Annotated in this window: 18 protein-coding genes; 3 read left to right on the forward strand and 15 right to left on the reverse strand. The window is 61.1% G+C overall.

Features of this window, described 5'->3' with window-relative positions; translation table 11 throughout:
* Positions 1 to 89: 89 nt before the first annotated feature.
* From BSG20_RS09555 to bcsN, 5 genes are read right to left on the reverse strand one after another with little or no spacing between them, the layout of a single operon-like run.
* Positions 90 to 2390 (reverse strand): cellulose synthase, encoded by a 2301-nt coding sequence (locus tag BSG20_RS09555; protein ID WP_072374090.1) that lies wholly within the window; start codon positions 2388 to 2390, stop codon positions 90 to 92.
* The gene (locus BSG20_RS09560; protein WP_072374092.1) at positions 2381 to 3430 is read right to left on the reverse strand and encodes a family 8 glycosyl hydrolase; all 1050 of its coding nucleotides are present in this window, start codon (positions 3428 to 3430) and stop codon (positions 2381 to 2383) included. The genes BSG20_RS09555 and BSG20_RS09560 overlap by 10 nt, the downstream gene beginning before the upstream one ends.
* Positions 3427 to 5919 carry a cellulose biosynthesis cyclic di-GMP-binding regulatory protein BcsB gene (locus BSG20_RS09565; protein ID WP_072374094.1) on the reverse strand — a complete coding sequence of 831 codons (2493 nt, stop codon included), beginning with the start codon at positions 5917 to 5919 and terminating at the stop codon, positions 3427 to 3429. Before BSG20_RS09565 ends, BSG20_RS09560 begins: the two co-directional genes overlap by 4 nt.
* Positions 5916 to 8108 (reverse strand): UDP-forming cellulose synthase catalytic subunit, encoded by a 2193-nt coding sequence (gene bcsA / locus BSG20_RS09570; RefSeq protein WP_072374096.1) that lies wholly within the window; start codon positions 8106 to 8108, stop codon positions 5916 to 5918. The genes BSG20_RS09565 and bcsA overlap by 4 nt, the downstream gene beginning before the upstream one ends.
* 57 nt (positions 8109 to 8165) lie before the next feature.
* Entirely contained in the window at positions 8166 to 9170 is a 1005-nt protein-coding gene (gene bcsN, locus BSG20_RS09575; RefSeq protein ID WP_177309822.1) for a cellulose biosynthesis protein BcsN, read from the reverse strand.
* 230 nt (positions 9171 to 9400) lie between these two features.
* Here bcsN and BSG20_RS09580 point away from each other — a divergent pair, with 230 nt between their 5' ends.
* Positions 9401 to 9889, forward strand: coding sequence for a BON domain-containing protein (locus tag BSG20_RS09580; RefSeq protein WP_083539894.1), 489 nt, complete (start codon positions 9401 to 9403; stop codon positions 9887 to 9889).
* Positions 9890 to 10017: 128 nt separating this feature from the next.
* On the opposite strand, the gene BSG20_RS09585 is transcribed toward BSG20_RS09580, so the two are convergent.
* From BSG20_RS09585 to BSG20_RS09620, 8 genes are read right to left on the reverse strand one after another with little or no spacing between them, the layout of a single operon-like run.
* Positions 10018 to 10950: a dihydrodipicolinate synthase family protein gene (locus BSG20_RS09585; protein ID WP_072374098.1), complete on the reverse strand. Its 933-nt coding sequence runs from the start codon at positions 10948 to 10950 to the stop codon at positions 10018 to 10020.
* Positions 10947 to 11915 carry an ABC transporter ATP-binding protein gene (locus BSG20_RS09590; RefSeq protein ID WP_072374101.1) on the reverse strand — a complete coding sequence of 323 codons (969 nt, stop codon included), beginning with the start codon at positions 11913 to 11915 and terminating at the stop codon, positions 10947 to 10949. The genes BSG20_RS09585 and BSG20_RS09590 overlap by 4 nt, the downstream gene beginning before the upstream one ends.
* Positions 11916 to 12929, reverse strand: a complete 1014-nt coding sequence (locus tag BSG20_RS09595; RefSeq protein ID WP_072374605.1) for an ABC transporter ATP-binding protein — start codon at positions 12927 to 12929, stop codon at positions 11916 to 11918.
* Positions 12930 to 12934: 5 nt separating this feature from the next.
* Positions 12935 to 13855, reverse strand: coding sequence for a dihydrodipicolinate synthase family protein (locus BSG20_RS09600; protein WP_072374104.1), 921 nt, complete (start codon positions 13853 to 13855; stop codon positions 12935 to 12937).
* A 12-nt stretch (positions 13856 to 13867) separates the two neighbouring features.
* Positions 13868 to 14743, reverse strand: a complete 876-nt coding sequence (locus BSG20_RS09605) for an ABC transporter permease (protein WP_072374107.1) — start codon at positions 14741 to 14743, stop codon at positions 13868 to 13870.
* A 2-nt stretch (positions 14744 to 14745) separates the two neighbouring features.
* The gene (locus BSG20_RS09610; protein ID WP_072374110.1) at positions 14746 to 15705 is read right to left on the reverse strand and encodes an ABC transporter permease; all 960 of its coding nucleotides are present in this window, start codon (positions 15703 to 15705) and stop codon (positions 14746 to 14748) included.
* A 56-nt stretch (positions 15706 to 15761) separates the two neighbouring features.
* A complete protein-coding gene (locus BSG20_RS09615) occupies positions 15762 to 17345 on the reverse strand; it encodes an ABC transporter substrate-binding protein (RefSeq protein WP_072374113.1) in 1584 nt (527 codons plus the stop codon).
* Positions 17342 to 18073: a FadR/GntR family transcriptional regulator gene (locus BSG20_RS09620; protein ID WP_072374116.1), complete on the reverse strand. Its 732-nt coding sequence runs from the start codon at positions 18071 to 18073 to the stop codon at positions 17342 to 17344. The genes BSG20_RS09615 and BSG20_RS09620 overlap by 4 nt, the downstream gene beginning before the upstream one ends.
* 561 nt (positions 18074 to 18634) lie before the next feature.
* Between BSG20_RS09620 and katG the strand changes: the two genes are divergently transcribed.
* Positions 18635 to 20815, forward strand: coding sequence for a catalase/peroxidase HPI (katG, locus tag BSG20_RS09625; protein WP_072374119.1), 2181 nt, complete (start codon positions 18635 to 18637; stop codon positions 20813 to 20815).
* 544 nt (positions 20816 to 21359) lie between these two features.
* Here katG and BSG20_RS09635 read toward each other — a convergent pair.
* Together BSG20_RS09635 and BSG20_RS09640 are read right to left on the reverse strand one after the other, a co-directional pair.
* On the reverse strand, positions 21360 to 21719 hold the full coding sequence (locus tag BSG20_RS09635) for an RT0821/Lpp0805 family surface protein (RefSeq protein WP_072374125.1): 360 nt from the start codon (positions 21717 to 21719) through the stop codon (positions 21360 to 21362).
* 309 nt (positions 21720 to 22028) lie between these two features.
* A complete protein-coding gene (locus BSG20_RS09640; protein ID WP_177309823.1) occupies positions 22029 to 22919 on the reverse strand; it encodes a LysR substrate-binding domain-containing protein in 891 nt (296 codons plus the stop codon).
* Positions 22920 to 23045: 126 nt separating this feature from the next.
* Between BSG20_RS09640 and BSG20_RS09645 the strand changes: the two genes are divergently transcribed.
* Entirely contained in the window at positions 23046 to 23750 is a 705-nt protein-coding gene (locus BSG20_RS09645; protein ID WP_072374128.1) for an SDR family oxidoreductase, read from the forward strand.
* Positions 23751 to 23846: the final 96 nt, after the last annotated feature.

Below are 23846 nucleotides of genomic sequence, written 5' to 3' on the forward strand. Positions count from 1 at the left end.
GGCATTGCATCGGGACTTGAAGGAATGAAGCGGCGCATCCGCTCCGGCGGTTGCCTCCGGCGCACGCTAAGGCACTTTTCACGCCAGTTTCAATCGACGGTGTCGGGATGCGTCGATGCCTTCAGATCGGCCAGACCACGGTTCGCGTCCTTGCTGCCGGTCGCCGCGGCGGCCGTGAATATCCGTTCCGCGTCGCCGTACATCTTCATGTTCAAGTAGGCATATCCCCGAAGCACCAACAAATCGATCGGCTCCTGGCGCAGCTGGGCGCGCTGATCGAGATATATCAAGGCTTCGCGATAGCGCTTGGCGTCGAAGGCGGCCAAGGCCCTGTCGGCCAAGATCGCAATCTGCAGCTCCGCCGCGCGCTGTTGTGTCTGCGGCGCCCTTGTGGCTGCAACAGCGGCATTGTTGGATAGGCCGGCCCGCAGGTAGGCGAGGCTCTGGCCATAGGCCGCATCTTCGCGCGTTTTGCGATTTGGACTGACCAGCGCTGCCTCGAACGCCTTTACCGCCTCCATCGGTCGATCGATGTCCATCAGGCACCAGCCACGCGACAGTGCCGCTTCCGGCTGGAGCAATTGCGCATTGACCGTGGTTGTGCATCCGCGCAACTGCCGCGCGCTGCGGCGAACCGTCACCGTTTGCATCGCAGGCTGGCGCGAGACCTCAACACTGGCTGGTGGGTTCGCGGCCGCATCGAGACTCGGTGCCCTAACGATCTCAGGGGGCGAGGCGGCTGCGCCTTGCGGCGCCGTCTGCCCGGGAGCGGGCAGGGGAGGTTGCGTGGTTTGCCGGTTGGTTGTCTCGCCCAACTGGGCGATGCGCTCGGATTTTCCCGCCCACAGCCGTTGGATCTCGGCCACACCCGCCCGGTCGCGCAACTGCTGGCGCGTGATGGCCAACCCGTAGGCGGACGGCTCGTCATCCGGCTTCCAGCGCAACGCCGTTTCGAACCAGCGCGCTGCCGTTTGCGGTTGGTTGAGACTGCGCGCGAACCAGCCGAATTGCTGTGCTGTCGGCACATACTTCTGCGCAATGATTTCTGCCGCGATGCGTGAAAGCACCTCTTCGCTGAGATTGGCGGGTGGCTGCAGAGCCATCAGGTTTGCCGTCGCCGCGAGATAGGTCGCGGTGGCATCCTTGGAGGCGCCACGCCATTTGTACATGATGTCCTCTGCCTCCTGGGGCTTTTTTTCCGCGATCAACGCCAGCGCCAGACCCTGGGAAGCAATTGCCGTGTCTTCCTTGTCATGGGCTGCCCGGAACCATTTCTCGGCATCCGCATAGTTCTCCCGGCGAAGCTGGTACCAGCCGAGAATAAGGCTGTCGGATGCCAGGCCCTCGGTTTCGGCAAGTCGTTGAACAATCGAAAGGTAAGCCGGCGCCACAGCGAGATCGGGGTCATCGTTGCCAGCCGCGACAAAGCGGCGGGCAAGGTCATTGCGGATGCTGTCGAACTCGCGACCGCCGTTGCCATCGGGGCGTTCGAGCGCCAGAAGATCCTGCATCGTTGCGTAGGACAGCAAAGCAGACGCTTTCTGAATGGTCGCCAGGCGCTCCTGCGGATTCGTGCAGTTCTTGAGGATATAAACATAGGCATCCCGGGCGCGGGGCGCGCGATCCGTCCTCGCGAAGGCTTCGGCAACCCGCCAGAGCACATCGATGTCGCTGCATGTCAAAAGGCTCGGCGTGTTGGCGCCGATCTGGACGACGGTTGCGTATTGCTTCAGGTCGGATGCATTGACGAGACGTGCACGGGCTTCCGCGACATCCAGTCGGTCAAGCAAGTCGGGCGGCGGCTGCCATCCCGATTCGGAGACCTGTCGATCGGCAATGGCCTTGCGAAGCTCCGCGTAGCGTCCCTCCGAATACAGTTGCCACATTTGTTCCAGTTGCCTGTCGCCGCTCTGCGGCACGGCCAGAGGGTCGGCGGGCGGCACCCAGTTCGGGTAGAGCGCCTGGAGGCGCGCGATCTCGGCCTGCAGTCGAGCCTTGTCGCCACGGCTGGCGAAATAGCGCAACGCACTCTCGTCGACTTTCGGCTGAGCCGGCTTTGCTGGCTGAGCAGCAGGAGGCTGCCCTTGCGGTGCCTGCGCGACCGTTACGGATTTTTCGGCCTCGTCACCGGTCTCGCTCTCCTGAGGCAGCAGCGGGACCGTCGTTGCGGCTTGCAGCCGATCGGCAATCGCCTGCACGTCGATCTGAGGCTTGGGGCTGATCTCCGGCCCCGTGACACGACCCATGAGCATGAATTGTGGCGCGGGCGCGTGACCGGATCCGCCGAAGCCCAGCATCTCCTGTAGTGCCGCACGATCCTTCAGGGCGGTCACCAGACCAGCCACCGCCACCGCGACAACAATTGCAACGGATGAGGATCTTACAGACACTCCGGATGCTTCTCCCCGACAAATGCCAACCCAAGAAGATGAAGGGTCGATGGATAGTAGAGCGATGGCTCAAACTGCTGCGACGACTCAGGCAGCTTCGTTCCGTCTGTCACACAGGCCACGACATCGTTAACAATTCGATAACCCGGGTCCGACAGCAGCGTCTTTGGCTTGCCGGACGCGAGGTTGATCGTCGCCGGAGTGCCGTCCTCGGCGGTCATTCCCTGGCGTAATCTTGACAGCAGAGCCTTGTCCGAAACTCCCGCGCGGACAAGGTAGAGCGGTATGCGCAGGCTGTTGTATCCGAATTCCGCATCGAAGCCCTTGGCGGGTTCCGGCATGTGATCGAGGCTCACCCAATCGCCGGGCAGCTTTCGTGGGCCGAATTGCATCGACCGCAACAGCGACAGGCCGTCATCCGACAGTTTCTGCCAAGCGTTAGACGGCGCCAGCAGCGCCATGATCGGGATCGCCTCGTAGACCCAGTAGGAGGGATTGATGATGGGGCCGTCCTTGCGATCAGAGGAATCAAAACCGCTGACGCCCGGCAGCAGCAGCATGCGTCCGCCTGAACTGACCACGACATGCGAAAGAAGCGCCTGGGCCATCTTCGCGGCCGCCTCGATATAGTCGCTTCTGTTCCAGGCAGACCCCGCAAGAGCCAGCGCATAGGCAATCAACAGATCGCCGTCCGACGCGTTGTTGACATCGGTGACATGCGGCGTAACGGCCGGATCCCATTTCCAGGCCGCCAGGCCATCGTCGCGCAGCAGCAGTTCGGTGCGCGTAAAATACCATATCTGCTCGAAGTCTGCGGGGCTGTCGGCAAGGTAGGCAAGCAGCAGACCATACCCTTGGCCCTCGCTGTGGCTGATATTGCCATTTGCACCATCGACGATGCGGCCGCTGGCATCCAGGAACTTCGCCTTATAGGCGCCCCATGCCTGCGGGTTGATCCCCGGACCTTGCGCCTGCGCGGACTGGCAGGCGGCGGCAACCGCGAAGCTTGCGGCGCAGATCAGTTTCAACAGTCTCTTCATTCGTGCCTGCCCAGCCTGGAAAGCATGCTTGCCGTGGCAACGCCGATCAGAAGCGAAAGGACGACCAGAAGGAAGGCATAGGACAGGATGTTCGTAGACAACCAGTTCGCAGCGATCAGACGATAATTTGCGATTGACCACGGCTGAGAGGCCACGAAATCGAAGCGACCGACCGGGACGCTTTCGACCTTGCCGGTCTTGCTGGAATAGGTAGTGATATGCCCGGCGACCTGCGGCCAGTTGACCCGTGCGGCAACTGCCTCGGCGCCCTCGCGCAGGTCCTCGGCGGAAGGAGCAGTGACGATGGTCCAGGACGATCCCCCCGCGGCGCTTTTGCCCTGAGCGATCAAGAAGCTGTCGTCGTTCGAGGGCGTGAAGGCTTCTTCCGACCCGGGCACGAACTGCAGCGAACTCAGCGAAATGTCGAAGTTGCGGCGAAGCCACTCCTGAAATGAGGTGATCTGCCCGCGCCATACTCCGCCGCTAACTTTCGAGCGCCAATCGTCAAAGGTCACGGAAGGTTCGGTCTGGTTCGATTGGGCCGCGGCGGGGGGCCGCCAAGAGGCCTGACTGCTCGTCGCTATGTTCAGCTGCGTCAGCACTGCCGGCGGCATCTGCGAGATCGATCCAATGAAAATGGCGTCTCGCTCGCCGATGGCGCCCGGTGTCGCAGCCGGCTCAACGTCGATCGGGCGGCCGGCAACGATCGCCATTTGTCCGAGCAGCGTAGCGGTCGCCGTCAGTGTATCGCTATCAATCCGGTCGATGAAGAGGGGCGTTGGCTGCGTGGCGCGATTATAGGGATAGCCGGTTCCAGATAGGCCGGCGAGGTTCGGACGTTGCCCGATCCGGGCAAAGTCGGGAATGTGAAGCTCGCTGGTATCGAAGAGCGCAAAGCGCGGTGCTGCGCCGGCCGTCGTACCAGGCACGCAGACCTCGTCCTCCTTCGTCATCAGGATGGCTTCAAGCGACAGCGTGTTCAAACCCGGCTTGAAATGCCGCATCGTCACGCGAATGGGCAAGTGCCGGAAGATGCCCCCCCCTGTCGACGAAATGGGCACCGTCGATGCGATGTTGCCGTTGACATAGATGTCGATATGGCTGCCGGGCAGGACATTCTGCGTAAAGGCTGCGTCGAGCAGTACTGTGGCTTCGCCATAGGCGTTCGCGTAGAAATCGGACGGCACGGCGATATTGAAACTGGTACGGAAGCGCCGTCCTGAAAACTCCGTCGTCGGCACGCCCAGCTGCGCAAACGTCAGGTTCGCGGCGGACAGAACGAGCGGCGCATCGGGCGCGCTCCAACGCTGGGTTACCAGCGTGTCGCGAACGGCCGTCGCTGGGCGATCCGTTGTCGAAACGATCGTGTCGATAGCGGACGAGATTGCTGGCCAGGACGGGCCGCTGATCAAAAGAACGGGTGCCCCAGACTTCGGGTCCGTCACGAACGAGGCCAGCGGCGCTGCTTGCGCGGCTGGCGGCGTCGCGATGATTGATTGAAGCTCGGCCGGCGTTCCAACTACGACAGTCATGCGACCCGCACCCGTTTGCGGCAACATGTCAGGCGTGAATGAAAAGGTTTCATTCGGCATGCCGCTTAGAACCGCGAGGCCCTGGGCAAGGCGTAAGAGAGGCTTTGTCGTGCCCGGCTGCTCGAGCGCCGGCACGACGAAATTGAACTGCGTCTTGCCGGTTTCGTCGACGCCGATCGCGCGGATGGCGTCTGTACTGGAAAACTTCGCGGCCTCTTGCCCAGTAAAGCTCAGATAGGTCTTTGCCGGGTCGATGTCCGTCCAAAGCTCATACGTCGATTGAACAGTGCAGTCGGTGCGATGGCGTTGGGTGGCTTCGAATGTCAGAAGATTCGCGCCCGGTTGTAGCAGTCCCGCGGGCACGTCGAAGGAGACGTTCGATGGCGCATCCGATGAGGCGATCGGTTGTTGACCGACGATCCTGTTGTTCAGAAGCACCGTTAGTTGCGACGCCTCCGGGGCAACGACGACGGCATTTTGATAGGAGAAGTTGAACTTCGCTGGCGCGGCAGCCTGCTCTGGCGTGATGTAGATCGACCACGACCTGCGATCATACTCGCCATCCAGGCCGAACTTGGCGAAAGGGATGATGTACCTTTGAACCGAGCTTTGACCAGCTCGCTGGATGGCCGGTTGCGCAGGGCGTTGCGCCTGCGCCGGGACGACTGGTGGCGCAGCCTGCGGTTGCGAGGGCGGCGTTGCCGAGGCTGATGGTGAAGCGGGTGCCATGGAGAAAGGGGCTGTGGGCGCGGCAGGCATGGGGGCGGGTGTCGGTGCAGGCGATGCAGACCGTGGGGGCGCCTCTGCCGGTGCAGGCGTGGCCGGGAATGTCAGTCTCGGCACCATCGGCGCACTGCCCTGCTCACGTTCACCGGACATGTCGAAAGGCGGCGTTTGCGCATAGGCAACCGCTGAAGCCGCGAGGAGAAACGCCAAGATCGATGTGATCTTTTTCATCGGTTGCCTGCCTTCGCGACCTGGCTCTGCCGCTCGCGTTCGGGCCGCATGCTGCGGAAAAGGTACACGAGGCCGCGGCTAGTCTGATAGAGCGACAGGCCGAGAAACCAGATCGTTCCGCGAATGAGACCTGGGTTGTGGCGGCGCGCCTGCTGGAACTGCGTCCACTGATCGGAATTCGCAAACATCAGGTCGGCGATCAGGCGGTGGTCGAAGGCGCTCTTCGGACTATATTGGCAGCCAACAGCCAGAATCTCGCCTGAAGGCTGGATATTGCGGACGATAAGCGGCAGCGTTTCGATGCTTGCGCCGCTGTGAGGCTGGAAGCGTATCTCGCCCTCGGCGCCAATCACCATCGGATCCAGCTGCTTGTTGAACACATGCAGCCGGGCGCCGTGCACCGAGACGTCCTCGATGGATGCCGTGTGCCACTTGCCGTTGACCCCGAATTCACAACGCCGGTTTACACGCACGCGACGGGACGCAGCCCGCTCGCCACGTTCGGAAACGACGCCTAGGGCGCAGCCGGCCATGATCAGGTTGATGATGTTCCAGCCGCCGACCACCAAGGTGACGTCGGCCTTATACGGCTCTGTGTAGATCCGAAAGATCGTCACCACCAGAGCAATCAGTAGTACGGCAAAGATGACGAAGAACGGTCGGCTGATTTCCGAAAGACGGCTGACCGCGATCGACTCGTCCTTCGCCGTAACCTTGAACGTTGGCTTTCGCGGATTGAGCATGACCGAAACCACTGCCGGGAGCAGGTGAACCGTCTGAACATACTCGTAGAGTTCCGAGATCCACGGCCAGCGGAAGGAACCGTAGAGGTAGTTCTGCATCATCAGGTTCACAAGCATGTATGCCAGCGTATAGGCAAGGAACTCGCCGCCCGATGCGGTGAAGATCTCCAGATCGAAAAAGAGGTAGAAAAGCGGCGCGAACAGAAAGATCGTGCGCGGAAACGGGAAGAGCCAGAAGAGCGTCGACGACATGTAGCAAAGGCGTTGCGGCAGTGTCAGGCCCCGCTTCAACAAGGGGAAGCGGAAGCGCAGAATTTGCATCATTCCCTGTGCCCATCGGCTGCGCTGGCCGATGAAGCTTGCAAAGGTCGCCGGCTGCAGCCCGGCGATCAGGGGCTTGTCCACATAGATGCTGTTCCATCCGCTGCCATGCAGCGCAAGGGCGGTTTCGCAGTCCTCCGTGATGCTGATACCGCTGAATCCGCCCTGGGATTCCAGTGCCCTTCGGCTGAGGACGGCAGCTGAGCCGCAGAAGAATGCTGCGTTCCATTTATCGAGACCGCGCTGGATGATGCCGTAGAACATCTCGTTCTCGCTCGGCATTCTCTCGAAGGTTCGAAGATTTCGTTCCAGGGGATCCGGGTTGATGAAGAAATGCGGTGTCTGGACAAGGAACAGCTTCGCATCGTCGTCGAAATAGCCGACAGTCTCGAGCAGGAAATCGCGGGCCGGCGCGTGGTCGGCATCGAATACGGCAATCAGCTCGCCGCTCGAATGCTTCATTCCGTTGTTGAGGTTGCCTGCTTTGGCATGCTCGTTTCGGTCGCGCGTGAGGTAGCGTACGCCGAGATCCTCGCAGAGCTTCTTGAGCTCGTTGTGACGCGCCGCTGCCGCCTGGGCTTCGAGAAGCTTGTTGGAGTTGCGCTTCTGCAATGTGCCGCCATCGTCCAGCAGCCAGACATGCAGCCTCTCAGCGGGATAATCCATGGCCTTGGCGGCGGCCAGCGTATTGGCGAGGAGGTGCGAGTCCTCGTTGTAGGTGGGGACGAACACGTCGACGTGGGGAAAGCGTTCTTCCTTGCTCGCCCGCGAAGGGCGCGGCGGCAGGGGCGTGGCGACGATGAACAGGCTGAGTGCCAGCATCGCCACGCTGTACATTTCCGCAAGGTAGAGCAGCAGACCGGGGATGAAGTTTTCTGGCTGATTGATCGGCGGCAGCGTGCTGGTCGTGCGCCAGTAGACATAGCGAAGAACAATTGAGGTGCCGAAGGCAAGCGCGATCAGCCTCCAGGTGCCTTCAGCCTTCAGCCCCTTGATGATCGCCATGACGGCGACGACGACAATGCTCGCAATCAGCTGGGTCTGCAGGTTCACCGGCAATGTGATCAGCGCGATCACACACAGAGAAACGAAGGCCCACGTAATGATGCTTCGGGCTTTATGCATCAAGATCCCTTTGACAATGCAGGCCAGGTGCTTGGGAACACCGACGCCTTCCCACGTCTATCTTCGGCACGCGGCCGTCATGGCCGAATCCCCTATACACTCTGGCGACGGCACCGTTAGGCCGCTCGCCGTCGCGGATCTCGGTTGCGTCTGTTCGTTCGAAGGCACTGCTGACATGCCTGGCTGTGGCAAATCGCTCGAGGCGTCCGGTAACGGCACGCGAGGACCTGTCGGCAGCGGCAACTGGGCAGGCGCCTCCTCAGCTTTCGGCTGAACGCTGCGTACGCGAACGACACGCGATTGGATGTCCGGGCGGCCAGGTTCATAGCCAAAGGCCATCGGCATGTTCCTGTAACCGGCTTGATCCGGATAGATCGGTCCCCCAGGGCGCCCGAGCGTCGGATCAATACCCTGCGGAGATCCAAATGGATTCCAGATTTCTCCGTCCAGCATCCCGACGATCGTGTAGCCGTACATGATTCCAAGCAACTGTCTTTCGGTTGCCCGCGCATCGCAGAGGCGCAACCGCACCTGGATCATTCCGAAGTTACGCGCTTGCGTATGAGCGGATCTGCTCGAGCGGATCTGCTGCCACCCATAAATACAGGTATCGCCCGAACCGCTCTCGCCCGAGGCATAGCCGAACGGTCCATAGCTGTTTTGTAGATAGGTCGTGGACCGCGTCATTTGCACACCGGGAACGGCCACAAAAGCCTCGCGGATTATCCCGTTCTCGCTGATCATCTTATACGAGGCATTTCCAGTACCGGGATTGGCACCCGACGCGCCGAGGAACTGTACCTTGAGAAAATTCTGCCCTGGCACCGATGACGACGTGTAGAGTGAAATCATCTGCTCGGTGCCGTTGCCACGCTTGTGCTCGACGACGCTGACGATCGAGGGGCCGCCAGGCGGAGGCAAGGCCAGCGCCGTCTCGGCGGGCACCGTCTCGGAAATGTTTGGGGACCTGACGTTTCCCGATGACTGACATCCGACGACGAGCCCGGCAAGCAATGCGAAGCATGACGCCTTCAGCAAACTGAACGTTTCGGGTCGCCGCAATCGTCTTTCCTCACATCCATGCGCAGATTTCGCGGTGGACTTCCGAATCAACGACCCTTGAGGCCGCTACCCATGGTAAACGACGATTATGGTTAACCCAAAGTTAATGTGAGAGCGGCAGCGGTAGCGATCCGCCCTATCTCCACGGTAACATTGAGCACGACACCAGCTCGTGAACCATTTCGGGACCGATGAGTTTCTCCAAGACCGCGCAACCGATGGAGATCATCATGCCCAGGAACGATAAAGAACTGTCGCGTGAAGAAGACTATCGCGATTTCGAAGAGCGCAATATCGATGAAGGCTGGCCTTATGCCGACAAGGAGCCAAAGCGGCCCGCTCCGGCAAATCGCCCCTATGGCGAAGCTTCAGGTGATCCCGGCCGAGACAACAACCGCGGCTTGCGGGTGGATGGTGTGGATGAGAACGGCAACGAGAACCCTGTTAAGGACCCGCTGCGCCCCGGGATGATCGATCGCGACGACAGCGACGCGCTGGAAGCGAAGGTGACGAAAAATCTCGAGAACATCCCTGATGTTGATCTCGACAGTATCGACGTTCATGCAGACGGCCATACCGTGACCCTTAAAGGAGAAGTCGAAACGATCGGAATGGCACGGAAGGTCGAACTCGCTGCCCTTGCGGTCGACGGCGTGCGGCATGTCCGGAACAAGATCGAGACAACCGGGGTCGATTCGCATATTCCCACGCACGATTGACCCGATTGCGGTCATCGGGAGCAGTAGCATTGGTGCGGCGAACCAGACGGTAGATCGCTTGCGCTTCTCAGTCAGACAAATGGGTGCCTTTCGCCAGACGTTCACGGGCCAAGGGCTGACAAATGCGCTCAATTGAAGAGTTCAGGCAGTTCCGCGCGTGCGATCTTGCTCAGCCGCTCGGCTTCGGTTTTTTCAATGGAACGGTATGGCCAACGGAGTTTCGTTCCAACCGGCCCCCACTCACCGATTGCACAAAGCAACTTGTCGAGCGCCGCATTCGAATAGCCCTGGGTCTGGCGAAATGGAACGATGTGGCTGTCCATGAAGGCGCAAATCCGTTCCTCGATCGCCAGAGCGGCGTCGATATCTTTGGCCATGAGGTCGGTCCACCATTGGGCGCCGCGCGGACTGAGGCAGGCCACATTGGAAAACGCGCCGGCGGCACCGCCGTGTTTCATCCCGGTCGCAAGATGATGGCCGGGGACGAAAAGCGCGAGCTCCGAGAGGTGTTCGCGTGCCGCCGCATACCAATCCGCATCGCCGTCGGCGAGCTTAATGCCGACAACACTAGGGGAGGGGCCGCAGATGGCGGCCAGTTCCCCGGGCGTGAGGACCCGCTTTGCATGTGGCGGATTGTAGAGGATCAGGGGGATGCCCTCGGCGCAGTCGGCCGCGCGCTTCAGAAAATCGATCGCCTCCAGATCGGCAACCGGCCACCAATCCGGCAGAATGACCTGGATCGCCAGAGGCTTCAGGGCCACCGCACGCATGATCCGGGAGAGTGCGATCCGCGGGTCCGGCTGACACGCGCCGATCACGAAAGGTATGCCGGTCCCTGCGCAACGCTCGGCAAGCGCTGCCTGGATCCTGTCGAACTCGGCTTCGGTCTGATTGTGGAACTCACCAGACGTCCCGTTGGAATAGATGCCGTCGACGCCGGCTTCTACAAGGATGTCGATCTCTTCGCGAAGTGCAGAAAAGTCGATCTCGTCGTTCTCCATGATGGGCAACAGAAGGCTCGCCCAATTGCCGGCGATCGAATGCCGTCTTTGCGTCGTCAAGGCATGGCTCCCAATGGTATGTCATCGCGAATGCAGGCCTTGAAGTGTCCCGGCGCGACTTCCCGCAGTTCCGGTACGGCCTGGCCGCAAGCCTCGATCGCGTGCGGACAGCGGGTGCGAAAAACGCAGCCGCTCGGAGGGTTGGCGGGGCTCGGGATTTCGCCCTTCAGCACCTGCCGCCCGCGCTTGGCGCCGACGTCGGTCGTGGGAATGGCCGAGAGAAGCGCGCGCGTATAGGGATGCTGCGGCCGGGCGTAGAGATCGCCGCTCGCAGCGATTTCCATGATCCGACCGAGATAGAGGACGATCACCCGATCGCAAATATACTCGACGACCGCAAGGTCATGCGAGATGAACAGCATGGTCAGCCCCAGCCGCTGCTGCAGATCGCGCAGCAGGTTTATGACCTGCGCCTGGATGGAGACATCGAGCGCCGACACCGGCTCGTCGGCGACGATCAGCTCCGGGGTCAGTGTCAGTGCGCGCGCAATGCCAATGCGCTGGCGCTGCCCGCCTGAAAACTCGTGGGCATAGCGAGTGATCGCCTCGGCGGGCAGGTCGACCTGCTCGAGTGCGACGCGGGCGCGCTCCATCCGCTCCTTGCGGGTTCCGATGCGCTGGATTTTCAATCCCTCCGTCAGGATTTCGCCGATGGTCATGCGCGGCGAGAGACTGGCGAACGGGTCCTGAAAAATATACTGCATGCGCGGGCGCATGCGGCGCATCGCCGATGGTGAAAGGCCGGTCAGTTCGACGCCGTCGAAACGGACCTTGCCGGCGGACGGCTCGACCAGGCGCAGCACCGAGCGGCCGATCGTCGTTTTGCCGCTTCCGGATTCGCCAACCAGCCCCACGACTTCGCCTTTGCCGATGTCGAAGGAAATATCCTTCAAAATGGTCAGCCGCGTGCCGTGGGAAGCGTAGTGTTTGGACAGATCGCGGACGGAAAGCAGAGGTTCGGTCATCTAGATCTCCCGCCAGCGAATGCATCGGCTCTTATGAAGCGGTCCAACGGGTTCAAGCGCCGGCACCGCCTTGCGACAGGCCTCGATCGCAAATTGACAGCGCGGCGCAAAAGTGCAGCCCGAGGGCATCTTGACGAGGCTTGGAACAACGCCCGGAATGGCGGCGAGCTTTTCGCCGGCTTGTTTCATCCGTGTTGCGTCGCCAAGCCGGGGCATCGAGGCGAGGAGGCCCTTTGTGTAAGGATGCTTCGGATTGCTGAAGACCTCGCCGACCGGCCCTTCCTCGACGATGCGGCCGGTGTACATGACGGCGACGCGATGGGCGATCTGGGCCACGACGCCGAGATTGTGCGTGACGAAAAGGATGGCCATGCCGCGCTCGCGTTGGAGCTTCAGCAGCAGATCGAGGATCTGCGCCTGGATCGTCACATCGAGTGCGGTCGTCGGTTCATCCGCAATCAGCAATGTCGGATCGCAGGCAAGTGCCATGGCGATCGTCGCACGCTGGCGCATGCCGCCGGACAGCTCGTGCGGATACTGGCCGGCGCGACGTTTGGCATCGGGGATCCCGACGCTTTCCAAGAGCGAAACGGCAGTAGCCATTGCGGCTTTTCGGGTTGCGCCGCGATGAATGCGAATTGGCTCGGCGATCTGGTCGCCAATCGTGTAGACGGGATTGAGGCTGGACATCGGCTCCTGGAAGACCATGCCGATGTCGTCGCCGCGAATGTTGCGCATCTCCTCGTCGGTCAGCGTAACGAGGTCGCGCCCGGAACCATCCTTGCGGCGCAGCCGGATGCTGCCCGCTGCGATCGATCCGATGTTGCGGGTGAGAAGGCGCATGACGGAAAGACTGGTCACGGATTTGCCCGAACCGGATTCTCCCACCAGAGCCACGGTCTCTCCTGCGCCCACGGTCAGGTCGACGTCGTTGACGGCCGTGACATCGCCGCCGCGAATGCGGAAGATTGTCTTGAGGCCCTGAATGGCAAGAATCGGTTCGGCTGACGGCATGGTGGTCACCCGCCAAGCAGACCGGTTGCACGCAGGATCTCATTGATCCTTGCTGTCTCTGCTTCATTGAGGGCGGCGCGCGGACGCGGCATGACCGCGGTATCGATAATGCCGAGGCTCTTCATTGCGGTCTTGAAGCCACCAATGCCGGCGGCACCGCCGCTGACGCGGCCCTGGGCGACCCAGACGATTTCGAAGAGATGGCAGAGCCGCTCCTGCTCCTTGCGCGCGGCGACCCAGTCCCCACGCTGGGCGGCGTTCCAGAGGCGCACATAGCCATGCGGATCGACATTGGCGATGCCGGGAACAACGCCATGGGCCCCCATCAGCAAGGCATTGTCGACGACGATTTCCGAACCGGTCATCAGGAATACGTCCGGCCGGTCGGCAAGATCGAGCAGGGCATAGCGGAAATTGCCGTCGTCGCCGCTGGAATCCTTAAGGCCGATGATCGTGCCTTCCCTGGCCAAGGTCACCGTCGTCTGGCGTTGCAGCTTGACGTGCACGCAGACCGGAATGTCGTAGGCGACGAGCGCGACGTCGACGGCGTCACGGATAAAGCGGAAGTGGTCGAGGATTTCCGATTGGCTGGTGACGGTATAAAACGGCGCGGTGGCCACCACGGCGTCGGCGCCCGCCCGCTTGGCGACGTCTGCATGATGAATGACGCGATCCGTGGTCGCATCTATGACGCCGACGATCAACGGTACGCGCCCGTTCACCACCTTTGCCGAATGCTCGATGATCTCGCGGCGCGTCTTGTCGTCGTGAAAGATTACCTCGCTTGTCGAACCAAGCACGAAAACGCCGTGGCATCCGCCGTCGATAAGATGCTCCAGAACCCGCGTATAGGACGGATAATCGACCGTGAAATCCGCATTGAGAGGCGTCACGACTGGAGGAATTACACCCTTGAATTTTTTCATTGTCTCTTTCTTTCAGTTTAGTTCAGCGCGAGGGTCGAAAGCGTCCCGAAGACCGTCGCCGATGAAGTTGATGGCAAGAACCGCGAGGATGAGAGCCCCGCCTGGGAACAGCCATTGCCAGGGATATTGTTCAAGCACCGACGTCGAGCGGGCCGCGTTCAGCATGTTGCCCCAGCTGGCGGCCGGCGGGGCAATGCCGAGACCAAGGAAGGAAAGGCCGGCTTCGAGCAGGATGGCGTTGGCGATCTGCAGCGTCGCGTAGACAACCAGGATATCGATCGAGTTCGGCAGACCGTGCCGGAGGAGGAGGTGCGGCAGGCCAGCGCCCATTCCCCGCGCGGCGATGACGAAGTCGCGCTCGCGCAATTCCAGGAGCCGCGCGCGCACCATTCGTGCCAGGAGCGGCCAGGACAGCAGCGAAATGACAAGGACGGTCGGCCAGATGCCCGTGCCGGCGATCGAGGCGAGCACAAGGAGAAAAATCACGGGTGGCAGCGTCATGACGAGATCGACAAACCGCATGCCGACGGCGTCTGCCCAGCGGCCGGCAAGGGCGGAGACGGCGCCGAAAAGAAAGCCGATGATAGCGGACAGCAGCGTCGAGGCGACGGCCACGAGGAGCGAGATGCGTCCGCCTTCCATCACGCGCGCAAACACGTCGCGTCCGACACCGTCCGTGCCGAAGACGTGTTTGGAACTTGGACCGCTGTTCATGGCCAATAGGTCAATGTCGTTTGGCTTGAAGTTCCACCAGAGCGGGTAGGACAGGATCATTGCCAACACAGGAAGAGCCAGACAGACGCCGAAAACGGCAGCGCGGTTGATCAGGAAGCGGTCGAGCGCGCGGGCGAGAGGACCGGGACTGCGGGTGGGGGTTCTGGCCAGCATGCTCAGCCCACCTTGATGCGCGGATCGATCACCGCATAGGTCATGTCCGTCAGCAGATTGACCAAGATGACGCAGGCTCCGATGATGAGTGTGGCGCCCATGATGACCGGATAGTCACGGGTTTCGACCGAATCGACGAGCAGCAGACCCATGCCCGGCCAATTGAAGACGCTCTCGATGAAGATGGCGCCGCCGATGGCAAGACCGATGGTCGAACCAATGAGCGTGACAACAGGCAGCAGCGCATTGCGCAAGGCGTGCTTGACGATCACCCAGAATTCGATGACGCCCTTGGCCCGCGCCGTGCGCACGTAGTCCTGATTGAGCACTTCCAGCAGGGAGGCGCGCATGTAGCGCATGATCAACGCTGCCTGGGCGACTGCAAGCAGGCAGGCAGGCAGGATCAGGTGATGCACCAGATCGAGGACCGAGAACGGCTCGCCGGGTGTCAGCATGCCGCCAGATGGCATCCAGTTGAGCCGTACGGCAAAGACGTAAAGTCCGATCAACGCACTGAGAAAAGCCGGGCTTGAAATGCCGGCAAGCGCAAGCACCGAGAAGGAAACGTCGGTGACCGAATTGCGTCGCACGGCGCTTATGATGCCGGTGGCGATGCCAACAATAATTGAGATGACGAGAGCCGTTCCCATGAGCAGGATGGTGGGACCGATGCGTGACATGACGAGGCCGAGCACCGGCTGATCCATGCGCTTGATCGAGTAGCCGAGATTGCCGGTCAACGCCTGCTGCAGCCAGGCCAGGTATTGCACAGGCAGCGGTTGATCGAGGCCGAGCCTGCTGCGCAGTTCAGCCAGATCAGCGGGCGACAACGGAATGTTCGGATCGATATAGGCATCGATCGGATCACCAGGGGTGAGGCGCAGCAGAAGGAAAATCAGCACGCTCAATGCGAGCAGCATGCCTATCCCGATCGCCAAGCGCCGGAGGCTAAATGTCAGCATTGCAACTCCGTCCTGAAAGGGTGGCGAACGCCACCCTCTCGTACCCATGGGCGGCCTTATTCAGCGATCGACCAATGTTGCGGATCGGCCTGGTAGGGACCACCTCCGGGAGCGGGGGTCCAGACGAAATCCTTGATCTTGGTGGAGACCACGCCATAGCGGTTCGCCACCCAGAGCGTGCCCCAGGGAAGCTGACTGTTCATGACCTTGCAGACCGTTCGGTAGCGTTCGTCACGCTTTGCCGCATCAGGCTCGGCAAGGGCCGTGTCGAGCGCGGCAGTCAGGTCGGGCATGCGGGCGCGAACGACGTTCGGGCCGGCGGGCGGAATCTGCTTTTCATTCAGCCCGACATTGATGCTGCCGGCATCCGGTCCGTTTTGCAGCCCGGCATAGACCAGCTGAAACTGCGAAATATCGGCATCCGGCTTCAGGACGATGCTGTTATAGGTCGGAGCATCGACTGCGCGCGGCACGACATTGATGCCAACCTGCGCCAGCATCGCTTGAACCGCAGCGAGCACGTTGGTCGCCAATGGCGTCGTGTAGTAGGTCAAAAGCGTGATCGGCTTGCCGCCGTTGATCTCGTCCCAGCCCGCTTCCTTCAAAAGCGCCTTTGCCTTTTCGGGATCGTAGGCGTAGGGGTCGATATCCTTCGGCACGAGCTGGTCGGCGACATAAGCGCAGTTGGCCGGCTTGGCGGCGCCTCCGTAGAGGCTCTGGATGATTGCATCGCGGTTGATCGCGTGCATCACGGCCTGACGGACACGCAAATCCTTCCAGATCGGTGATTCATGGTTGAATCCCAGGTAATTGACGACGAACGAGTTGCCTTCGATCACCTGGAAGGACGTGTCATCCTTGAACGTCGGGACATCGTTGGAATCGACATAGGTGAACTGAATTTCGCCAGCGCGAAGCGCGGCGATCGCGGCCGCCGGATCGGCGAAGTAGCGATTGATGATCTTCTCCAGAGCCGGCTTGCCGCCCCGGTAATCGGTGTTGGCGGCGAGTTCGACGTACTGGTCGTTGACATATTTGGTGAACTTGAAGGCACCGGTGCCGATCGGTGACGTCGACCACCACGGGCTCTTGGCGAGCTGGTCGACCGGTATTGACGACAGCGCATGCTCGGGCAGCATCATCACCTTGGTAAGCGTATCTATGAGGCTCGCGGATGGTGCGCTGAGCTTGATGACCAGCGTATGTTCATCGGGAGCCTCGACCGCCGATACCGGTGACAGGCGGGCTGCCAGGACGGAGCCGGTCTTGGCGTTCTTGGCGAGCCCGATCGTGAACTTGGCGTCCTTAGCCGTAAATGGCTTTCCGTCGTGCCATTTCGCGTCGGCGAGCTTGAACGTGTAGGTCAGCTGATCCGGGCTGATCTCATAGGAGGAGGCAAGGACGCCGACCGTCTTCTGCAGCTTCGCATCGTAGGTGACGAGTGGCTCGAAATAGATGCTGAGCCAGGTGAAGCCGGCGGTCGCAGCCAGTGCATTGAAATTGCCCTGAAAGCCACCGGGGCCGACGTCGAAGCCGCCCGACAGGGTTGCGGCTCGTGCCGGGCGAGTGAAGCCCGATGCGACGGTTGTTGCCATCATCGCAGCGATCGCGATCGCCGAAAGTCGAGACAGAGTTTTCATTGCGTTCCTCCCACATTTGAACTTGTCTTGTTGTTTGCGATAACTCGGGCGATGCCCTCGTAGTGGTGGTCGAGACGCCGGCGGGCTTCCTCCAGGTCCCGGGCCTCGACGGCATCGACAATGGCGGCGTGATCCCGCCAGGTGGCCATCGGATCGACATTGTCGAGATTGACGAAATCCGAGGCCTTGTAGAAAGCGAGCCAGAACACGTCGATCAGCCGGCTCAGCGTCTCGTTCTGCTGGCAGCGGAACAGTAGGCGATGAAAGAGCTGGTCGTCCTCGGCGAAGGCTTCGCCACGTTCCGCATGCGCCTTCATGCGGTTGACGGCGGCGCGAAGCTCGGCAATGTCGTCCTTGCTGATCGTCTCCAGCGTCTTGCCGATCAGACCGACCTCGAGCGTCCGGCGAATCTCGATGACTTCCTCGATCTGGCGAAGCGCGCCGCCAAGACCATAGGCAAGATTGTCGAGCAGCGGCTCGAAGGAGAACGCTTTGACGAAGATCCCGACGCCGCGACGCGATTCCAGCACACCGAGAGATTCAAGCGCCTTGATGCCCTCGCGCAGGGAGTTGCGGCTGACGCCGAGCTGGGTTGCGAGCTCGCTCTCGGCTGGCAGAAGGGTGCCCGGTTTCAAGCCATTGTCGTTGATGTATGCGCGCAGGCTCTCCTGCACGGAAACATGCAGCAGCGGGGCTCTCGTCAAGGGCTTCATGGTTTTGAGTGGCATGCCAATCCCGCTGCAAAAGTTTCAGACAAAAGACACATATCCACTTGTAGGATATCTGTCAAATGGACATGCGGCAGTGACGCGCCTGGGAGTTTGTGATGGAGGTGGGAGCCTGTAGGGAACGATGGCGTGCACCCTGCGGAAGCCCGCCACCGACAATTCGCCGGTCAGCCGGGCAGCGAGGAGTTAAAATCCGAATGTCTCTGTCTTGGCCACGGCCCTCGGCTGCATAGAAGCGCTACGCATAGCCAGCTGAAGGCAGCTTTTGCCAACGCCAAAAAAACCCGACGGCATGCCACGGTGCTGGCGTCCAAGTCAGAAACGCTGCGCTGTGGGCCTCGGGATTTTCATAATTTTAGGTTATCGTAACGATCAGTAAATCCAACTTAGAATTATGATCAGCTTCCGATATGAAGAAGCAAAGGGAGGATGCGCGTCGACCGGTGTCTTCGGCTCGAGCACGGAGCCTCATTCGGGGAACGGCGCAGCTCGGCCGGGCCGGGTGGTTTGGCAGAGCTCCCTTTGGACGGCAGAAAATTCAAAGCAATCAAGGAGAACGTTATGGACCAGAAACCCGACAGCGCAGGCAAATGTCCCGTTGCGCATGGCAATACGCCCCGTGGTCGATCCAACCGCGACTGGTGGCCGGACCGGCTGGACGTTCAGATTCTTCACCAGCATTCCGGTCTTGCCGATCCGATGGGCAAGGCGTTCGACTATGCCGAGGAATTCAAGACGCTCGACCTCGACGCGCTGAAGCAGGACCTTCACGCGCTGATGACCGATTCGCAGGACTGGTGGCCGGCCGACTTCGGTCACTACGGCGGCCTGTTCATCCGCATGGCCTGGCACAGTGCTGGCACATACCGCATCACCGACGGTCGCGGCGGTGCCGGTGCCGGCCAGCAGCGTTTCGCGCCTCTCAACAGCTGGCCTGATAATGCCAACCTCGACAAGGCCCGCCGCCTGCTGTGGCCGATCAAGCAGAAATACGGCAACAAGATCTCCTGGGCCGACCTGCTGATCCTCACGGGCAACGTCGCTCTGGAATCCATGGGTTTCAAGACGTTCGGTTTTGCCGGTGGCCGTGCGGATGTTTGGGAGCCCGAGGAACTGTTCTGGGGTCCGGAAGGCACCTGGCTGGGCGACGAACGCTACAGCGGTGAACGCGAGCTCGCGGAGCCGCTTGGCGCCGTGCAGATGGGCCTGATCTACGTCAATCCCGAAGGCCCGAACGGCAATCCCGATCCGGTCGCAGCTGCCCACGACATCCGTGAAACCTTTGCGCGCATGGCGATGAACGACGAAGAGACCGTGGCGCTGATCGCCGGTGGTCATAGCTTTGGCAAGACGCATGGTGCCGGCGATCCATCGCTGATCGGTGCCGAGCCGGAAGGCGGCGCGATCGAGGATCAGGGCCTCGGCTGGAAGAGCACGTTCGGTACCGGTGTCGGCAAGGACGCCATCACCGCCGGCCTGGAAGTGACCTGGACGCAGACCCCGACGAAGTGGAGCAATTTCTTCTTCGAAAACCTGTTCGGCTTTGAATGGGAGCTGACTGCAAGCCCGGCCGGCGCGAAGCAGTGGAAGGCCAAGGATGCCGAAGCTTCCATTCCGGATGCTTATGACGCGTCGAAGAAACATCTCCCGACCATGCTGACCACCGACCTGTCACTGCGGTTCGATCCGGCCTATGAGAAGATCTCGCGCCGCTTCCTCGAGAACCCAGATCAGTTCGCCGACGCTTTTGCCCGCGCATGGTTCAAGCTGACACACCGCGACATGGGACCGAAGGTTCGCTATCTCGGTCCGGAAGTCCCGGCAGAAGACCTGATCTGGCAGGACGTGGTCCCGGCCGTCGATCATCCGCTCGTCGACGACAAGGACATCGCTGCCCTCAAGGAGAAGGTTCTCTCAACCGGCCTCACCGCGCAGGAGCTGGTCTCGACCGCCTGGGCGTCCGCCTCGACCTTCCGCGGTTCCGACAAGCGCGGCGGCGCCAATGGCGCGCGCATCCGGCTTGCGCCGCAGAAGGACTGGGAAGTCAACCAGCCAGCGCAGCTCGCCAAGGTGCTTGGCGTCCTCGAAAGCGTCCAGAACGACTTCAATGCTGCCCAGACTGGGGCTAAGAAGATCTCGCTCGCCGATCTGATCGTTCTTGCCGGTGCAGCCGGTGTCGAGAAAGCAGCAAGGGCTGGCGGTCGTGACGTCACCGTGCCGTTCACGCCAGGCCGCACGGATGCTTCGCAGGAGCAGACGGATGTGGCCTCCTTTGCGGCGCTTAAGCCGCGCGCCGACGGTTTCCGCAACTATGTCGGCGGCCGGCAATTCATGAAGCCCGAAGAGGCTCTCGTCGACCGTGCGCACCTGTTGACGCTGACCGCACCGGAAATGGCGGTTCTCGTCGGCGGGCTGCGCGTGCTGAAGGCGGGCGAGCCCGAGCACGGCGTCTTCACGTCGCGTCCAGAGGCGTTGACGAACGACTTCTTCGTCAACTTGCTCGACATGGGCACGCAGTGGTCTCCCGTTGCCGGCAAGGAGGGCGTCTACGAGGGACGCGACCGCAAGACCAACGAGCTTAAGTGGACCGGTACCCGCGTCGACCTGATCTTCGGTTCGCACTCGCAGCTTCGCGCCCTTGCCGAAGTCTATGGCCAGTCCGATGCCAAGGAGAAGTTCGTCAAGGACTTCGTCGCAGCCTGGACCAAGGTCATGAACGCCGATCGTTTCGACCTCGTCTGATCGGCAGATCTCGCGCGGACGCGGCTTCTCAGCTGCGTCCGTGCATCCTTCTTCAGCTGGAACTTTTCCAGATGGGATGATGAAATGGGTGCCACCTCCAAAAATGGAGCGGCGGCATACGCCCAAATTCGCTGCGTCTGCTGGTCAGGATTGGCCGCGACCCCTCAAAGGCGGTGGGCTTCATTCGACTGCCTCGACGATGCGCAAGCGTGGGCTCAAGGTCATCCGATCGATTCCGGCAGATGCCGCACGTGTTGGAGCATCCGTTCACCATCATCGTCTGCTGCGGGTTTCCAAGGACACGATGCAATGGACGCTTCGTTTGACATCGTGAAAGCGAACTTGCTGCTCGCATCTCTTGATCGCGACACTCTTCACGCGCCTGAGCTGCGGGCGATCGCGGGTGGTCGAGTATGAGACACCGGCGCGCGCCGGCCCGCGATCGCCGGCAATAAGGAAGCAGAAGCGCTGTTTCGACGACCTCGCAGGAGAACGGCTAAAGCTGCTCGAGTCGGCTGTTCGGCTCGAGGAGGGGGCATCGCGCTTATCGTACCGGACCGAGCTTCCAGTCAGAGTCGCCGGACGGGCAGGCGAGACCCTTGAAGCGGGTTTCTCCCTCGAGCGTGCGCTGGGTCGTCACAAAGGCGCGGCACGAACTTTCAGGATCAACGCCGATTTCTTCAATCACGCCAACACTTCCCGTCGATGGGTTGGCCCAGGCAAGGGGCTTCACTCCGACGGGGCCGCGGCTGACTGTGTCTGCGATAACCGCCTGATCCGTCTTCGTGGCTGACGGGATTGACTGTGTCACGGCGGCGGTTTCCAGGGGTTCGACCTTCGTGCATCCCGCCAGCACCATGGCTAGAAGAGACAGCTGCAATACGCCTATGTTTGTTCGCGTCATCTGGACATCCCGATGATTGTTCTTCCGCACAGTAGCATGCAATTCTGACTGCAAACTGAGGGCTACTATAGAAATCGGAGCGGCACCAGTCGGTTCCGTTCATGCCAATACTTTGCTTGTGCGTTCCGTCACAATCTGGATGCTTTTTTCCACAAGTCGGCATTCAACGCGGGTGCCGGCGCACACCGCCTCTGTGAGATGGCCTCGAATGAAAGCGCTTCGACAACACCTCGATTGCCGATCTGCGATGTAACCCCGACGGTGTCGGGGGCAGTTGCACGCTTAGCTTCGCGTGTTTGTCGCTGCTTGTTACCGGCCTGCAGCGTCCGCCAGCCAGCTTTTTACCGCTGCCACAGAGGCCGGATGACGGGGCTTGCGTGGCGAGACGACGTAGAAATCGGAACCAACAGTGAGTTCGGTCGGCAACACGCGCAGGAGGCGGCCCGACGTTATGTCGTCCTCGACGAAGAACGTGCTCGTCAGAGCGAGACCCTGGCCAGCGATTGCGGCCTCGAGCGCCAGCGACGTCTGATTGAACCGGATGTTCTTGGCGGTCGTCGGCAGATTGTCCGGAAACGCCAATTCCAGAAACTGCGGCCAAGAATCGTGGGCGTCGTGAAGAAGCGGGTAGCGCGGGAAATTGCCATCCTGGCCGGGCGGGCCCAGCTTCTCCACCAGCAAAGGGCTGCCGACGGCAATAAGGACGTTCTCGAAGAGAAGTTCTGCGTTCAGGCCCGATCCAAGGGGTAGCCGGCCATACCGGACCGCGAGATCCACTGCGTCGGTTTGGAAGTTGGCAATGCGATCACTCGCCAGGATGCGCAGATCGATGTTGGGTTGGGCCGCCGTGAAGTCCGGCAGACGTGGGATCAGCCACTTCGAGGCGAAGGTTGGCGTCACGCTGATCGTCAGGTGAAGCTGCTCCGGCTTCAGCGTCTCCGTCGCGTCAGAGATCAGCTCGAAAGCACGGCGGACGTTTGTCACGTAGCTCTGACCTGCCTCGGTCAGCGCCAATGTTCGCGGGAGCCTGTCGAACAGCTTCAATCCCAATTCCGCCTCCAAGCCTCGTATCTGCTGTGCCACCGCACCCTGCGTTACCCCGATCTCCTCGGCTGCGAGACGGAAGTTCAAGTACCGCGTGACGACCTCGAACACGCGAAGGCCGTTAAGGGACGGAAGACGCCTGATACCTTCTGCCATTCGATAGATTTTCTACTGGTTGATGGAAGCGGAAGTGGTTCGTATTGCTGATGTCGTAGTGATATCACGCTTTGATGCGACTGTAGACGGCAATCGGTGCGGACCCTCTGGAGATAGGAGAGTGTAATGTCAGTAGAAAAAATAGCGGTGATTACGGCCGGCGGCAGCGGAATGGGAGCCGCCGCAGCAAAGCGTCTCGCAGCCGATGGGTTCAAGGTGGCAATCCTGTCATCGTCGGGGAAGGGCGAAGAACTTGCCAAAACATTGGGGGGTGTCGGTGTGACCGGCTCGAACCAATCAAATGACGATCTGCATAAGCTCGTTGATCTCGCAATCTCCACTTGGGGACGCATTGATGTGCTCGTAAACAGCGCGGGCCACGGTCCTCGCGCACCCATCCTCGACATATCAGACGAAGACTGGCACCGCGGCATGGAGGTCTACCTCCTGAACGTCATCCGTCCGACGCGCCTGGTGACGCCGCACATGCAGAAGCAGAAGGCCGGATCCATCATCAACATTTCCACCGCATGGGCTTTCGAGCCGAGTCCGATGTTCCCGACGTCGGCCGTGTTCCGCGCCGGGCTGGCGTCGTTCACCAAGATATTCGCGGAGACCTATGCGGCCGAAAACATCCGCATGAACAACGTTCTTCCCGGCTGGATCGACAGTCTTCCGGCAACCGAGGAGCGCCGCGACAGTGTTCCGATGAAGCGCTACGGCACGAGCGAGGAAATTGCCGCGACCGTTGCTTTCCTCGCGTCGACGGGAGCAGCCTACATGACGGGGCAGAACATTCGCGTCGACGGCGGCCTGACCCGTTCAGTGTGACATGGAGGGAGACGGTTGCGGAATGCGCCCCTCTGTGGACCGGCGCACTCTGGAACGTCGATCAGAAACGGATGGCTCCAAGAGCACTTGCCCCAG

Source organism: Rhizobium tibeticum (assembly GCF_900110205.1).
Lineage (GTDB): Bacteria > Pseudomonadota > Alphaproteobacteria > Rhizobiales > Rhizobiaceae > Rhizobium > Rhizobium tibeticum.